Source organism: Terriglobales bacterium, from assembly GCA_035691485.1.
In the GTDB taxonomy this organism is placed as follows: domain Bacteria; phylum Acidobacteriota; class Terriglobia; order Terriglobales; family Acidobacteriaceae; genus JAIQGF01.
On sequence record DASSIZ010000065.1, the window covers coordinates 1 to 14,525 of the forward strand.

The 14,525-nt window shown below is 61.5% G+C and carries 13 protein-coding genes; 8 read left to right on the forward strand and 5 right to left on the reverse strand.

Features of this window, described 5'->3' with window-relative positions; all coding sequences use genetic code 11:
- Both VFI82_08110 and asnA read right to left on the reverse strand, forming a co-directional pair.
- On the reverse strand, positions 1–1,145 hold a 1,145-nt coding region (locus tag VFI82_08110), incomplete at its 3' end, for a protease pro-enzyme activation domain-containing protein (GenBank protein ID HET7184636.1).
- 375 nt (positions 1,146–1,520) lie between these two features.
- Positions 1,521–2,663 carry an aspartate--ammonia ligase gene (asnA, locus tag VFI82_08115; GenBank protein HET7184637.1) on the reverse strand — a complete coding sequence of 381 codons (1,143 nt, stop codon included), beginning with the start codon at positions 2,661–2,663 and terminating at the stop codon, positions 1,521–1,523.
- Between the two features lie 222 nt (positions 2,664–2,885).
- Between asnA and VFI82_08120 the strand changes: the two genes are divergently transcribed.
- Together VFI82_08120 and VFI82_08125 are read left to right on the forward strand one after the other, a co-directional pair.
- Positions 2,886–3,251, forward strand: coding sequence for a PilZ domain-containing protein (locus tag VFI82_08120; protein HET7184638.1), 366 nt, complete (start codon positions 2,886–2,888; stop codon positions 3,249–3,251).
- Between the two features lie 214 nt (positions 3,252–3,465).
- Positions 3,466–4,362: a Kdo hydroxylase family protein gene (locus tag VFI82_08125; protein HET7184639.1), complete on the forward strand. Its 897-nt coding sequence runs from the start codon at positions 3,466–3,468 to the stop codon at positions 4,360–4,362.
- Positions 4,363–4,369: 7 nt separating this feature from the next.
- On the opposite strand, the gene VFI82_08130 is transcribed toward VFI82_08125, so the two are convergent.
- Positions 4,370–6,025, reverse strand: a complete 1,656-nt coding sequence (locus tag VFI82_08130; GenBank protein HET7184640.1) for an alpha/beta hydrolase-fold protein — start codon at positions 6,023–6,025, stop codon at positions 4,370–4,372.
- Positions 6,026–6,182: 157 nt separating this feature from the next.
- Between VFI82_08130 and argR the strand changes: the two genes are divergently transcribed.
- The 4 genes from argR to argH all read left to right on the forward strand — a co-directional run bounded on the left by argR (position 6,183) and on the right by argH (position 10,448).
- Positions 6,183–6,632 carry an arginine repressor gene (argR, locus tag VFI82_08135; protein HET7184641.1) on the forward strand — a complete coding sequence of 150 codons (450 nt, stop codon included), beginning with the start codon at positions 6,183–6,185 and terminating at the stop codon, positions 6,630–6,632.
- A gap of 79 nt (positions 6,633–6,711) precedes the next feature.
- Positions 6,712–7,731: an ornithine carbamoyltransferase gene (gene argF / locus VFI82_08140; GenBank protein HET7184642.1), complete on the forward strand. Its 1,020-nt coding sequence runs from the start codon at positions 6,712–6,714 to the stop codon at positions 7,729–7,731.
- Positions 7,732–7,733: 2 nt separating this feature from the next.
- Positions 7,734–8,987: an argininosuccinate synthase gene (locus VFI82_08145; protein ID HET7184643.1), complete on the forward strand. Its 1,254-nt coding sequence runs from the start codon at positions 7,734–7,736 to the stop codon at positions 8,985–8,987.
- A 72-nt stretch (positions 8,988–9,059) separates the two neighbouring features.
- Entirely contained in the window at positions 9,060–10,448 is a 1,389-nt protein-coding gene (gene argH, locus VFI82_08150; protein HET7184644.1) for an argininosuccinate lyase, read from the forward strand.
- Between the two features lie 33 nt (positions 10,449–10,481).
- Here argH and VFI82_08155 read toward each other — a convergent pair whose 3' ends face one another.
- A complete protein-coding gene (locus VFI82_08155) occupies positions 10,482–11,174 on the reverse strand; it encodes an anti-sigma factor antagonist (protein ID HET7184645.1) in 693 nt (230 codons plus the stop codon).
- 128 nt (positions 11,175–11,302) lie between these two features.
- Here VFI82_08155 and VFI82_08160 point away from each other — a divergent pair, with 128 nt between their 5' ends.
- Both VFI82_08160 and VFI82_08165 read left to right on the forward strand, forming a co-directional pair.
- On the forward strand, positions 11,303–12,001 hold the full coding sequence (locus tag VFI82_08160; GenBank protein ID HET7184646.1) for an ABC transporter ATP-binding protein: 699 nt from the start codon (positions 11,303–11,305) through the stop codon (positions 11,999–12,001).
- A gap of 105 nt (positions 12,002–12,106) precedes the next feature.
- Positions 12,107–12,814 (forward strand): tryptophan 2,3-dioxygenase family protein, encoded by a 708-nt coding sequence (locus tag VFI82_08165; protein ID HET7184647.1) that lies wholly within the window; start codon positions 12,107–12,109, stop codon positions 12,812–12,814.
- A 19-nt stretch (positions 12,815–12,833) separates the two neighbouring features.
- Here VFI82_08165 and VFI82_08170 read toward each other — a convergent pair whose 3' ends face one another.
- Positions 12,834–14,162, reverse strand: a complete 1,329-nt coding sequence (locus VFI82_08170; GenBank protein ID HET7184648.1) for a rhomboid family intramembrane serine protease — start codon at positions 14,160–14,162, stop codon at positions 12,834–12,836.
- Positions 14,163–14,525: the final 363 nt, after the last annotated feature.

The window sequence follows — 14,525 nt, forward strand, 5'->3', positions numbered from 1 at the left end:
GGGAAATCGCAATCGGCGGCGCCACTGTCGCCCGAGGGCCCGACAATGGTTTGCCCCTGCGCGTTGGCTTGCTGGCCCATGGCGACCAGGCCGTTGATTTCAGACTGGCTGAAGTGCGCTTCGCAATCGCCGTAGCTGATGCTGATGACCGGCGCGATATTCTGCGACACGGCGTAATTCATGGAATCGAAGGCGCCGTTCTTGGAGTTGACGTAAACGATGGTCGCGTTGCGCGCCACCGCGCCGGACCATTGCACATCCAGATTGGCTTCGCCGATGTCTCCATTCACCACGCCGGGATCGGACGAACCCGGCACCAGCACTACCGTGGGCGTGTTCGGCGGCAGCCCGGAGACACTGCGGAAGGTGGAGATGTCGGACAGGATCAGGTCAGTCTGGCCCATGACGGCGATTTTCTGCCCGCTGCCGTCGAGGCCGGAGTCGTAAAGGGGCTTGAGATCGTAGATGGTGGCGAAGTCGTCGGGCGCAAGAAAATGACTGCCACTAATGCTCGAGGTAAATCGCGGTTGCACGCTGCCGCGGGGCTTGAGACGAAAATCGTTCAGGCCGTGAATCCCGAGCGCGACGTTTGCCAGCGACCAGGGCAGGGCGGGGTCGGAAACGTTGGCGAAATGCGGTTCGCCGTCTACGAAGAAGCGATGGATGGAAGTATGAAACGCAGATTCCACCTGGGATGAACTGCCGCTGAAAGCGATGTAAGTGCGGCTACGGGCGGATTCGTCAACGGTAAATCCCTGCGCCTGCAGCCAGGCTGCCACTTTGGCCATGTCACTAGCGCTGATGCCGAAGCGGTCGGCGTACTGCTCCGGTGTGAGCCATTGGCGATAGTACGGAGACAACGGATTCTGCTGCTCTGCCAGCAGCGCTTCCAAGTCGGCATGCTGGGTCGCGCTGGGCTGGAACGTCAGCACCATGCGGTACAACATCATGGAGGCTTCCGCCGCTCCCTGGTCATTTTCAGCGCGAGCGAGCGGATGCACGTTGCCTCGCAATTGCGCGGGTTCGCTGGCAGAAATGCTGTGGGCGATCCGGTCCTGGGCCGCCGCGGGAATGAACGCCGCACAAAAGCAAACCGCCACCATGGCCAGGCGGAAGCGAGAAGAGCCCGTTAATTCACGTTGCATGTCGCCTTCACAAACTGGGGATCGGAGAAATTCGCTCCGTGGTACCGCGGCGCGCAAGCGCGTCAGCTACGCTGATGAGTCTGCAAACACCAGCCCGGAATGAAAGTTTCACCTGAAAGTCATGTGCGCGCAATCCACGACATGGTTACTCCTTGCTCGCCGGTGGCTGTACTCCTGGTTTCGTGGGAGAAAGCAAATTATACGCGAGCCTGCGAAGACAGGAGCTAGAGAGGCTAGAGGTTAGGGGCTAGAGGTTGGAGGTTAGGGGTTAAGGAGTCAGGGACCAGGGCCGGGAGTTAGTGGCTAGAGCTAAGAGTAAAGGTCAGTGGCTTAGTACTCATACCACTAGCCACTGACCACTAGCCACTTCTGTTGTTATTCGAGCACGAAGATGTTTTTCTTCGCGCACATGTCTTTCAGGATGCGCGGCCATACGGTGACGCTCACCTCACCCAGGTGCGCTTTCCGGAGCAACAGCATGAGCGTCCGCGACTGCCCGATGCCGCCGCCGATCGACAGCGGAATTTCGTTTTTCACGATCGCCTGGTGATAGGGGAACTTCAGAAAGTCGGTGAGTTTCGACATTTCGAGCTGCTGTTTGAGCGTCTCGGCGTTGACGCGGATACCCATCGACGTCAGTTCGTGGCGGCGCTTGGTAACGTGGTTCCACACCAGGATGTCGCCATTGAGTCCATGCGTGTTCTTGCCGGTCTCATGATGCGTGTCGGTGACCCAGTCGTCGTAATCGGCGGCGCGATTCTCGTGTGGCAGTCCGTCCGCCAGCGGCCACCCAATGCCGATGATGAACACCGCCGGGTATTTCTGCAGGACTTGCGTTTCGCGCTGTTTCCGCGGCAGGTCGGGGAACATCTCCAGGATCTCTTCCGCGTGCAGGAAGGTCAGCTTCTCCGGGAGGTTAGGAAAACGCGGGTCCTTCAACTTGGGGAACATGTCCTGAACGAACTTTTCCGCACCGACCAGCACCTTCCAGATCCGTCCAACCACTTCCTTCAGGAAGGCCAGGTTGCGCTGCTCCGGCCGAAGCACGCGCTCCCAATCCCACTGGTCGACGTAGCAGGAATGATCGTGATCGAGGAAATAGTCCTTGCGTACGGCGCGCATGTCGGTGCAGATGCCCTCGCCGACCTTGCAGTCGAATTGCTTCAGGGCGACCCGTTTCCACTTGGTCGCGGCCTGCACCACCTGCGCATCCACCGGGTGCTGGTTGCGATCATTGGAGATGTGGAACTGGATGGGGGTACGCGATCCATCGCGGTCCAGCATGTCGTTGACGCCGCTCTCCACGTCAACGATCAGCGGCACGGTGACCATCATGAGGCTGAGTTCCTGGCAGAGGTTCGCCTCGATGTAGTTCTTGGCTGCGAAAATTGCGCGTTGCGTCTCGCGCGGCGTCAGCAGCGAGTGGTAATCGCACGGCAGGATCTTTTCCAGTTCGTTGTAATCGCCGATGCCGGGGCCGGCCAGATCGGCTCGCTTGTCCAGAATGGTAGTCGCCATTGAAATCTCCTGTGGGCGGAAATCGAAAAAGGTGTAACCGGGTACTGTCCACCAAGGCGGGTGGCGAGGCTGTGCGGTTCATCACCGGCGGATGTGTGGCAGGTCAAATTGGGAAAGAAGCGGTGAACCCGAAACGGTAAGGGAGTCCCGCTCTGGTTCCGCCGGCAGTACAGCAACCGAAGTAATCTCGCTGGCAAAAAGAAATGGCCCTACGATTCAACCATGAATGCGGCGGCACATTCTCCTGGCCCGTTCGAGGCGGAACGTCGGTACAAGCGATACCAGATCCGTGTTCCGGTGCGCCTTGTGGTCCACCGCGGCGACGTCTCCACCCGGGTGAATGGACGCGGAACCGAACTGAACGAAGGCGGCATGTGCGTCTTCGCCGGCGTGGAACTGAACCTGGGGGACCAGATAGAGCTGGAATTCACCGCGCCCTACGCACCCGACCCGCTGCGCGTTTGGGCCTCGGTCCGCAATCGCTACGGCTATTACTATGGGCTGGAGTTTCTGACCGAAAACATTCGCGAGCGCGAGGAAGTCGCGCGCTTTCGCCAGGTCCTCCGCAGCGCCACCGGCAACGCTTAAGGCGCCATGCGGCATGGCTGAAGCCGTGCCCTGATCCATTCTGCCGAGGCCGCCGTTCAGCAAAAATCAAACCCTGGATTCGCCGGGGCTAAAGCCCCTCGGAATGACAACCCTTTAATTTTCGTGGCACGGCTGAAGCCGTGCCCTTGCAAACCAAACAACTGTCATCAGGCTGGCCGGTGTGCGATTAAGATATCGGCGAGGGAAATGTCGCATGCCGCCGTGGGTCGAAGTGCGTGATTTTGGCTCGCCTGAATGGAATGCTGAGCGGGCCCGCGCCTGCTGCGAAGCGCTGGAATCCAACCAGATCCTGTTCTTCCGCCAGCCGCCGTTTGTTGTCGAAGGCTGCGATTTCCTGACTGCGCAACGTTCCCTGGACTCGGCGGTCCATAAAAATGTGTCCTATCGTCCCGCCAGCGCCGCGATGCGGGGCTTCAGCGGCGATCCCAAGACCGCGGCTGAAATGCGGCGCATCCTGGCGCTCTATTCCGCCCGCGCCGTGGAGTGCGTGCAAAAGCTGCTGTTGCCGTATGCGGCGAAGCTGCGTCTCGACTACGCCAGTTTTCGCGGCCTGGAAGAGGCAGGGAGAAATCTCCCGCTGCACAAGCGCAACGACCTTCTTCACGTCGATGCGTTTCCCAGCCGTCCAACACGCGGGGGACGCATTCTGCGTTTTTTTACCAATATTCATCCCAGCAAGACGAGGGTCTGGATCACGACCGAGCGTTTTCCGGAGTTGGCGCGACGCTTCGCCGGCGAAGCAGGGCTGAAGCAGGTGGCCGCGGCCCGGGCGCGGCGAAAGTTCGGCCATCTACTTCACGTTTTCGGATTGCCGGTTCCTGATCGTTCGGCTTACGACGAGTTCATGCTGCGCTTTCACGACTGGCTGAAAGAGAACACGCGATTTCAGAGCGAATGCGCCAAGGACAAAATTGAATTTCCGCCGATGTCGACGTGGCTGGTGTTCACCGACGGCGTTCCGCACGCGGTGCTTTCCGGCCAGTACGCGCTGGAACAGACATTCATCATTCCTCGCGAGGCGCTGGTAACGCCGCAGCAGGCGCCGATCGGCGTGCTGGAAGAAATTGCCGGCATGCAGTTGGCTGGCTGAAGGCAGCTTACGGTTTTGCCGCCGCGGCCGACTTGGGCCGGTTCTTCTCCACCGCCGCCGCCATCACCTTCACCAGTTCGGTGGCGGTGTAGGGGCTCCAGCCGTGGCCCTTCATGGGCCGGCCATATTCAAAGGACCCTTCATAATTTGGGTTCTTCGAGTTCTTCAAGAAATTTTCCAGGTTGTAGACCGCCAGGTTCAGGTAGTAGTTGTCCATGTCGCCGCAAAAGAGGTGAAGTTTTCCGACCAGCTGGGGCCCGATCCTGGCCCAGTTTTTCTCCAGGTCGGCAGTCAGGTCGTAGCCGTGATCGCGCATGTAGGTTGCGACTTCGCGATCGATCTTGCCGGTGAGTTTGTCCCACAAGGGACGCGGGTAGCCGTCGGCACCGACCGGCCCATAGGCCGCTTCCCACTCCTCATATTGCTGGCCGCTGCGGCCGTGCGTGCCCAGCACTGCTTCCAGGAGGCTCATCTGCCGCATGGTCATCAGCACCTGGCCTTCATTGCTGCGCATCATTGGGCGTTCCGGCGGAATGAATTCGGCGCCGGGCGCTTCAAACGCGTTGTCGTCGTTGTAAATGTCCACCAGCTGATATTTGTGGAAGTCGATGGGGTCGGGATAGAAGGTCCAGGTTCCTCCAAAGAAATCGGGATGCAGTACTTGCAGAGCCAGCGACTCCCATCCGCCGGTCGATCCCCCGGTCAGAACCCGCGCCCATGGCTCGCGAATGATGCGGAAGTGCGTCTCGAGGTACGGAATAAGTTCCTCCATGATGGCATCGCCGTACGGCCCCTGATTGGCCGAGTTGACGGCGTAGGAGTCGTCGAAAAATGGGGTGGGATGCTGGAACGTCACCAGGATCATGCGCGGAAAATTGTTGGACAACCACGCCTTGGTGAAGCTGCGACCCTCGCTGCGCGACGGCCAGCTATCCTCATCGTCGTCATCGCGGAACCCGAATGGCGCGCGCAGCGTGAAGTGGTCCTGGATGTAAACCACGGGATAGCGCTGGCTGGGGTGCTCGGCATACCCCTTCGGCAGCAGCACAGTCGCGCCGATGTACATGGGATGTCCCCAGAACTTGCTCACCAGCTTGCTTTCGAACTTCACCCGCTTCACGTACGTCGTATCTTCCGGAACCTCGACGGGCGGAATCACGCGATCGGCTTCGAGCTTGATGTCGTACCCGGCGGCGGGGTCCAGCCGCACCTTTTGCACTTCGCTGTATAGGTTTCCCGGCGACTTGTTGAACTGCTGGCCTTCCCATTGGTCCATGTGCGCCCATAGGGTGTGGCCGTCGGAACGATGGAATTCGGTGTAGAGGTTAATGAGCGCTTGCACGTAGTACTCTCCGGCGGGCAGTTCCTTCAAACTCTTGAACGGATAGCCGAGCGTGGAAACATCGATGATGGCGGGCTGTCCGGGCTGCAACTGGCTGACGTCGGCGCCATAGATGGGGGTCTGCTGGAACCACCAGCCGGCCTGCAAACGGGGTTCCCTGCGCTCCTGGCGGGTGATGATGACGAATACCCGCCCGGTGATGGGTTGCGCGTGCGCTGCCGCGGGAAACGAAACCTGGAATCGCGGGCCGGCGGTTTGCGCCAGGGCGACCAGGCCGGACAACAGAAATACGGCCAGCAGGACAGGCCTGCACCTTCTCATCTCGTTTTTCCTCCGTCCGCAACCTTGCTGCTTAGATGTGCCAGCCTGGGCGCAAGCAGCAGGCGTGAATGGCCCCAGAACCGGCATGGCGGCGGCATGCGTTTTTGGTTGACACCCCGGCGAGCTGACCGCATAATTATTCAGTTATTGCATAAAAATGCGTTCGACCCCAAAAGCCCTGCGGCACCACCGCATCCTGGAGCTGATTGACCGGGAGCCCATGGTAACGCAGGAGGAGATGGTCAGGCGCCTTTCGCAGCAGGGGCTGAAAGTCACGCAGGCGACGCTGTCGCGCGACATCAAGGAACTCGGCCTGGTCAAGACCGCCGACGGCTATGCCGCCCCGGGCACGACCACCGAAGCCGCACCCACGCCTTCCTTGTCGCACCTGCTGCGCGAGTTCGTGATCGATGTACGGGAAGCGCAAAACCTGCTGGTGCTCAAGACCTCGGCGGGCAGCGCGCAACCGGTGGCGGCGGCACTGGATGCCGAGAGCTGGGAGGAAGTGGTCGGGACCATCGCCGGTGACGACACCATCCTGGTGATCAGCTCCGACAACAAGAGCTGCCGCCGTCTCGGGGAACGCATTCGGGAACAGATGTCGTAAGGGCTCCCGGCCGCCGGCCATCGGTCTTTGCGATTTTTTGACGATTTTTGCCAGACAGCAGAGATAAGGAGTAACAGAGATGGTGACCGCTCGACCTACACTGCAAGCCAAGGCGACGCGATCCGCCCCCGCGGTTTTTCAGCAGACGGATCTGCTTTCCATCGGCGACCTGTCGCCCTATGAGCTGCACGAGATTTTCGGGCTCGCCGGGACCATCAAGGCGCGGCCGGCGATGTTCAGCACGGCGCTCAAGGGCAAGCAGTACGTCATGATGTTCGAGAAGCCCTCGCTGCGCACGCGCGTCACCTTCGAGGCGGGGATCAACTCGCTGGGCGGACATGCGCTGTTCATGGAGTGCCCCGGCGGAATCGAATCGCGCGAAAACGCCGCCGACGTCGCCCGCAACCTGGAGCGCTGGGTGCAAGGCATCATCCTGCGCACGTTCAAGCATGCCACGGTCGCGGCCATGGCCGCCAACGCCAAGGTGCCGGTGATTAACGCGCTCACTGACCTGGAGCATCCCTGCCAGGCGCTCGCCGACTATTTCACGCTGCAGGAAAAATTCGGCGACGTGAAGAAAGTGAAGCTCGCATTCGTCGGCGATGGCAACAACGTCGCCCACTCGCTGATGCTCACCGCCGCGAGCCTGGGAGGTCATTTCGCGATCGCCACGCCCAAAGGCTATGAGCCGGGGAAGGATTTCGTACATGCAGCGCAGCGCGTGGCCAAGCGTACCGGGGCGACCATCGAGATCGGCAACGATCCGCAGGCAGCCGTGACCGGCGCAGATGCGGTCTACACCGACGTTTGGGCGAGCATGGGTCAGGAAAACGAGACGGAAAAGCGCGATGCGATTTTCCGTCCCTTCCAGGTGAATTCGGCGTTGATGTCGATCGCGGCGCCGCATGCCGTGTTCATGCACTGCCTGCCCGCGCACCGCGGCTTCGAAGTCACCGACGAAGTGCTCGACTCAGCCCAGTCGGTGGTCTACGACGAGGCGGAAAACCGGCTGCACGTGCAGAACGCCATCCTGGTGCTGCTGTCGGGAGCGAGCAAAGCTCCGAAATCCGAGCCCGCAATGAGAGCAGGAAGGGCGTAAGCATGTCGCAAAAGGTTGTGCTGGCGTACTCGGGCGGTCTTGACACTTCGATCATCATTCCGTGGCTGAAGGAGAACTACGGCTGCGAAGTGATCGCGATGATTGCCGACGTCGGGCAGGGCGACGACACCCCCACCGTTGTCGAGAAGGCCAAGAAGACCGGCGCCAGCAAGGTGTACGTGGAAGATCTCCGCCGCGAATTCCTCACCGACTACGTCTTCCCTTGCCTGCGCGCCGGCGCAGTTTACGAGTACACCTACCTGCTCGGCACTTCCATGGCGCGTCCGGTCATTGCCAAGCGCCAGGTCGAGGTGGCCATCGCCGAAGGCGCCACCGCGGTCGCGCACGGCTGCACCGGCAAGGGCAACGACCAGGTGCGCTTCGAGCACGCTTACCAGGCGCTGGCGCCATCGCTGAAGGTGATCGCGCCGTGGCGCGAGTGGAAGCTCAACTCGCGCGAGGATTGTCTCGACTACGCCGCCGCTCGCGGCATTCCGGTGGAAGCCAGCCGAGCCAAGATCTATTCCCGCGACCGCAACCTCTGGCACCTCAGCCACGAGGGCGGCGAGTTGGAGGATCCGAATAATTCCCCCAACGATGACATGTGGCAGCTCACGCTCTCGCCACAGCAGGCCCCGGACCGTCCCGAGCCGGTGACCATCAACTTCGAGCAAGGCACGCCGGTAGCAGTCAACGGCCGCCGGCTCAACCCGGTCGCGCTGGTCGAAGAACTGAACGCGATCGGCGGACGCAATGCCGTCGGCCGCGTGGACCTGGTGGAAAACCGCTTCGTGGGCATCAAGTCGCGCGGCTGCTACGAAACTCCCGGTGGGACCTTGCTGCTCACGGCGCATCGGGAACTGGAATCGCTGTGCCTCGACCGCGAGGTCATGCACTTCAAGCAGCAGATGGCGCTCAAGTACGCCGAGATGGTGTATTTCGGCCTGTGGTTCACGCCGTTGCGCGAGGCGCTCGACGCTTTCATCAGCTCGACGCAGCAGACCGTCACCGGCTCGGTCACGCTGAAACTTTACAAGGGGAACATCTCCGTGGCCGGCCGCGAATCCGAGTTTTCGCTGTACCAGACGGGCCTGGCCGCCTTCACCATGGACGGGTACAACCCGAAAGATGCAGAAGGCTTCATTCGCATCCTCGGCCTGCCGGCGCGGGTGCAAGCGCCGCTGCGCGAAAAGAAATTGATTTCCGAGCGCGAGCGTGGGAAAGAATTTCTGAAAGCGACAACCGCCGCCGACTAACGTAAGGCAAGTCAGAATCAAGAAGTCAGGACAGGAACCGTTCTGTGACTTCTGACTTCTAACTTCTGAGTTATGGAAAAGCTCTGGTCCGGCCGCTTCCGCGAGCCACTTGATGCGCAATTTGAGCCGTGGCAACGGTCGTTCCCTTTCGACGTCCGCCTGCTTCCCGACGAACTCGCCGCCAGCCGCGCCTGGGCACGGGCGCTGCAAAAGTCGGGCATCTTCAGCGCCGCAGAACTGGATACCGTGGTCAAGGCCCTGGACGCAATCGGCGCCAAGGCGGCGCCGAATCCCGCGGATTTCCCGGGCGTCGAAGACGTTCACCAGTTCGTCGAGCAGGAACTGGTGGCGCTGGTAGGCGACACCGGCTACAAGCTCCACGCCGGGCGCAGCCGCAACGAGCAGATCGCGACCGACCTGCGCTTGTACACGCGCCGCTCTATCGACGCTATTCTGGCCGCCATTGCCGCATTCGCTTCAGCATTGGTGGCCAAGGGCGAGACCAGTAAAGATGGTGTCATGCCCTCCTACACCCACTTGCAGCGCGCGGAGCCGGTGCTGGTGGCGCATTGGCTGCTGGCGTGGGTGGAAATGCTGCTGCGCGACGCGGCCCGCCTCACCGACTGCCGCCGCCGCGTCAACGTGCTGCCGCTGGGTTCGGGCGCGATTGCGGGTCCGGGCATGGAAGTGGACCGCGCCGGCATCGCCGCTGGGCTGGGGTTCGAATTCATCTCTGGCAACAGCATGGACGCGACCAGCGACCGCGACTTCGAGCTGGAATACCTGCACGCGCTCTCCTCGCTGGCGCTTCATCTCAGCCGCTGGGCGGAGGAGATGGCGCTGTTCTCGACCGTCGAGTACGGATTCGTGCAGTTGCCGGAGGCGTACGCCACCGGCTCCAGCGCCATGCCGCAGAAGAAAAATCCTGACGCGCTGGAATTGCTGCGCGGCAAAGCCGGCCGCGTGCTCGGGGCCGCCGCCGCTTTGCAGACCGTGCTCAAGGGCCTGCCGCTCGCCTACAACAAAGACTTGCAGGAGGCGCAGGAGCCGCTCTTCGTCGCCACCGATACCATCCTTGCGGCGCTGCCGGTCGCAACCGGCTTCATGTCGGCCGTGACCTTCGACATCGGGCGCATGAAAGCCGCCGCTAGCGCCGGATTTCTCAACGCCACCGCTGCTGCGCGTTATCTAGTCAAGAAAGGTGTTCCCTTTCGGCTGGCGCATTCCGCGGTGGGCCAGGCGGTGCGCCTCGCGCTAGACAAAGGATGTGAACTGGATGGCCTGAAAGTTGAAGACTTGAAAAACTTCCGCCCGGAATTCGATCGTGATTTTTTCGATTGCCTGAAGCTGGAAGCGGTTCTGGCCAGCCATGATGTGCCCGGCGGTACAGCGCCCGCACGTGTTCGCGAAGCCTTGGCCGCGGCGCGCAGGCGCATCGGGCAGTTAGGAGTTAGGAGTTAGGAGCGGGGGCTGCCTCCCAGACACCGAATCCCGTTACTGGCCTGCCGTATGCGCCTTCACCTGCGCCAGCATCTGCTGCGCCGCCTCGGAAGCTTCGGTGGTTGAAAACGCGCTGCCCAACTCGATGGTGGGAATGCCGTGCAGCACCTGGCGCAGCGCATCACTTTTCTCGCCCGCGCGCACCAACACGTTTGGCCCCAGAATCACCACCGCCGGCCGCGCTGCCTTAATCAAAATGCGCGCGTCGGAGACGTTGGGCGTGGTCAGCGGATCGTAGCCGGCCTGGCGCAGCAACTCGCGCACATACGCCAGCACATTCGCGGACTGGTCTACGCACACCACCGTTTTCCCCGACCGAAGCGCGCCGTCCCTGATGCCGCTGCGCTGGTAGAACGCCGATACCGCCTCCACTTCCGATTCGTGCACTTCCAGCACGCGGTTCAGGTTGGTGATGTTCAGCGTGTGCGCCACTTCCTTGCTGACATTGCACAGCTTTAAATCGCCGCGTGCCGACCGCGCCGACGCCATCAGCCGCACCAGCAGGCCCAAGCCGCTGCTATCGACAAAGTTGACCTCCGCCAGGTGGAGAACGAAATGCTTGTGTTCCACCATCAGGCCGGTGATTTCCGTGTGCAGGTGATCCGATTCATGCCCGGCCACCACGCGCCCGGCGCACTTCACGATGGTGACCTTCCCCACCGTCCGCGTATCCAGTTGCAGCGGCATTCCGCCACCTCCCGTCGAGCTGCTGGAGGCGCGGATTATATCGCGAAGCTCCGCAAAGAGAGCGCTGGCCGGCACGGCTGAAGCCGTGCCCTTCCCGGTAGCTTTTGTTACCATCACTGATTGCGCTCATGCCGCCGATCATTCAAGTCGAAAACGTCTCGCGCATTTACCGCGTCGGCAAGGTAGACGTGCCGGCGGTCCGCGGCGTCTCGTTCACGGTGAGCAGGGGGGAATTCCTGGCGGTCGTGGGCCCGTCCGGCAGCGGGAAATCCACCTTGTTCTACATGCTCGGCGGACTGACGCACGCCAGTTCCGGCCGCGTGATCGTTGACGGCGACGATTTCGCCCGCCTCTCCGACGCGGAGCGCACACGGATGCGCAAAAGGAAAATCGGCTTCGTCTTCCAGAAATTCAACTTGCTGCCGACGCTGAACGCGCGCATGAACATCAAGATCGCAGAAGACATCGCCGGCCGCGACGGGGGAGCCGACAGCAAGTGGTTCGACGAAATCACGCGCCTGCTCGGCATTGCCGACCGGCTCGAGCACCGGCCTTCCGAGCTTTCCGGCGGCGAGCAACAGAGAGTGGCGCTGGCACGCGCGCTGATCAACAAGCCCGCCATCGTGCTTGCCGACGAGCCTACCGGCAATCTGGATACCAAGAACTCCGAGATCGTCCTCGGCCTGTTGCGGGAGACCAACATCAATCTCGGCCAGACGGTGCTGATGATCACCCACAACCTGGAGGCAGCCGCCTTCGCCGGGCGCATTCTGCACATGCGCGACGGCCAGATAACCGGCGAGGAGAGTAATATCGTTCGGTCCTAAGAAGTCTTCAACAATTCTAGCTTTCAAAGTTTCCGAAGGGGTTTGCCACCATGCTCGAAACTTTGAGACCTTGCGCCTCGAGCTTTGGGCCTAGAGAATAGCGTCATGGATGAGCTCCAGAAGCCGATTCTTCCCGGCACCGCCGCTACCGATTACGAGCGCTATCTCCGCACCGACGAACTCCTGGGGCTGCAAAAGGCGCCGGGGGAAATGTCGCATCCCGACGAAATGACCTTCCAGGTCGTGCACCAGGCCTCCGAACTGCTCATGAAAGCCGCCGCCTGGGAACTGGCGCGCGCGCGCGAGTTCACCGAGCACGGCGACTTCGACGACGCCGCGCGCCTCCTGCGCCGCGCCAACCGCATGCTTGATTACCCCATCGACCTGCTGCACATCCTGGAGACGATCACGCCCTATGACTACCACGTGATCCGGGCCGGACTCGGGCACGGCAGCGGCCTGGATTCCCCCGGCTTCGTGGCGCTACTCCATATAGGACCGCGCCTCGGAGAAATCTTTTTTCGCCAGCTCGAGCAATCGCGCCTCACGGTAGACGAACTTTACCGGCGGCACGCCGAATTCTTCTCCCTGCACGAACTGGCGGAACAAATGCTCGAGTTCGACGAGCGCATGCAGGTGTTCCGCTTCCATCACCTGAAGCTGGCGCAACGCATTATCGGCGGTGAAGTGGTGGGCACCATGGGAACCCCCGTGGAAGTTCTCCGCCAACGCATGGAGCACGGCACGCTCTACAAGCCTTTGTGGGAAGTGCGCAACCAGATCACCGCGAAGATGGGAACGAGCCCGAGGTAGAAATCAGTGCTACTCCTGACTACTGTCTTCTGGGAGCAGGACGCCGCGCTTTCGCCCGCAGCTTATATCCGGTCAGATAAGCTGCGTCCGCTTTTTCGGTCATGCCTTTGGCCTGGTAGGCGTTGGCCAGCCAGATCCAGGCTTCGGCATCATTGGGCGCGAGCCCGGTGGTGCGCGAGAAGCCTTCCACCGCGTCGTCGTAGTGCTTGAGGTTCATCGAGCCCAGGCCGAAGTTGAACCAGGCCTGCGCGAGCTTCGGATTGAGCGCGGTGGCTTTGCGGAAACTCGTCACCGCTTCCTCGTTTCGCCCCATCAGGTTCAGGGTCACGCCAAGATTGATCTGCGCATCCGCGTCCTTGGGGTTCACTTCCGTAATCTTCTGAAATGCCTGCCGCGCCTGCTCGAAGCGCTTGTCACGCAGGTACAACACACCCAACTGCGCCAATACCACCGAGTTCTTGGGATCGACTTGCGCTGCGCGCTGGAATGCCGCCTCCGCTTGATCCTCCTGGTTGGCGCGCAGGTAGGCGGTGCCCAAAAGCAACCATGCCGGCGCGTATTGCGGACGGGCCTTGACCACCTCGTTCAGCTCCCGCAAAGCGCCCGCTGTGTCGCCCTTGCGAAACGTTTGCTCGGCATGCTCCAGCCGGACCACCGGCATGTGCACGTAGTGCACCGCGACCGCGCTTGCCAGCAGCACTATCGCGAAGATGGGAAAAAGGATTGGCCGAATCCGTTCCTGCCAGGACTGGCGGCGCTGGAAATCCGCGGTCAGCACGGCTCCCAGGAGCAAACCGGAGACAAGTCCGCCAACGTGAGCGCCGTTGTCGATGCCGCCCTTTAAGACCCCATACACCAGGTTGTAGACCGCAAACACGAGCAGGCTGGCCAAACTGATTCGCAGAGCTCCGCGAGGGGCCGCAAGCTTGCCCAGGTACAAGGTAGCGATCAGAGCGCCCGCGATTCCGAAGATTGCGCCCGACGCGCCCGCCGTGACCACCAGGGGATTCCGCGCCACGCTGACGATGCTGGCCGCCAGGCCTGACATCAGGTACAGCGCCAGAAAAGTTTTGGGGCCGTACAGAAACTCCGCCAGCAGGCCGAGATCCCACAGGCACCACATGTTCAGCGCCAGGTGGACGATGCCGATGTGCACAAACATCGGCGTCAGCAAGCGCCACCACTGGCCCATCAAGGTCAGGGGGCCGAAGTTCGCTCCCCAGCGCAGCAACTGGTCCGGCGTTGGCTGGGTAATCGACGCTCCCTTCGCCACCATGGCAATGAACACGAGGATGTTGATCGCCACCAGCACTGCGGTTACGGAAACCGGCGTGCACGTGATCAACACCGGACCGGCAGCATGGGGTTCGTGAGCGCCGGAGAACGGCGCTGACGGAGCGAGATCTTCTTTTTGGGGAGCGTTTTCGCCCGGAGCCGCCTGGTCGGAACGAGAAGTTGCCGCTGCGCAGTCAGGACAGGTACTTACCTCGGCGGCGTGAGACGGCTCTAGCTCCCGTCCGCATTGGGCACAAATTGCCATCAATGAACTAAGGCCGAATTAAGAGGATGCTACCACAGCAGGATGCTTGCAGTGCTGGTCTTTGGGCCATGCTCCAGGGGTTTAGCGTTATTGGGTCAGAACCCCGGCGCCTCGGAAATGTCGCGAACTTCAGAGCCTTAGCCGCTGGTTAAGGCTACACACGTTCCTTGC

Coding starts and splice junctions, on each gene's coding strand:
- asnA (HET7184637.1), bottom strand. CDS start 2,663: ATGGCGACTACCATTCTGGACAAGCGAGCCGATCTGGCCGGCCCCGGC.
- VFI82_08120 (HET7184638.1), top strand. CDS start 2,886: ATGAATGCGGCGGCACATTCTCCTGGCCCGTTCGAGGCGGAACGTCGG.
- VFI82_08125 (HET7184639.1), top strand. CDS start 3,466: ATGCCGCCGTGGGTCGAAGTGCGTGATTTTGGCTCGCCTGAATGGAAT.
- VFI82_08130 (HET7184640.1), bottom strand. CDS start 6,025: ATGAGAAGGTGCAGGCCTGTCCTGCTGGCCGTATTTCTGTTGTCCGGC.
- argR (HET7184641.1), top strand. CDS start 6,183: ATGCGTTCGACCCCAAAAGCCCTGCGGCACCACCGCATCCTGGAGCTG.
- argF (HET7184642.1), top strand. CDS start 6,712: ATGGTGACCGCTCGACCTACACTGCAAGCCAAGGCGACGCGATCCGCC.
- VFI82_08145 (HET7184643.1), top strand. CDS start 7,734: ATGTCGCAAAAGGTTGTGCTGGCGTACTCGGGCGGTCTTGACACTTCG.
- argH (HET7184644.1), top strand. CDS start 9,060: ATGGAAAAGCTCTGGTCCGGCCGCTTCCGCGAGCCACTTGATGCGCAA.
- VFI82_08155 (HET7184645.1), bottom strand. CDS start 11,174: ATGCCGCTGCAACTGGATACGCGGACGGTGGGGAAGGTCACCATCGTG.
- VFI82_08160 (HET7184646.1), top strand. CDS start 11,303: ATGCCGCCGATCATTCAAGTCGAAAACGTCTCGCGCATTTACCGCGTC.
- VFI82_08165 (HET7184647.1), top strand. CDS start 12,107: ATGGATGAGCTCCAGAAGCCGATTCTTCCCGGCACCGCCGCTACCGAT.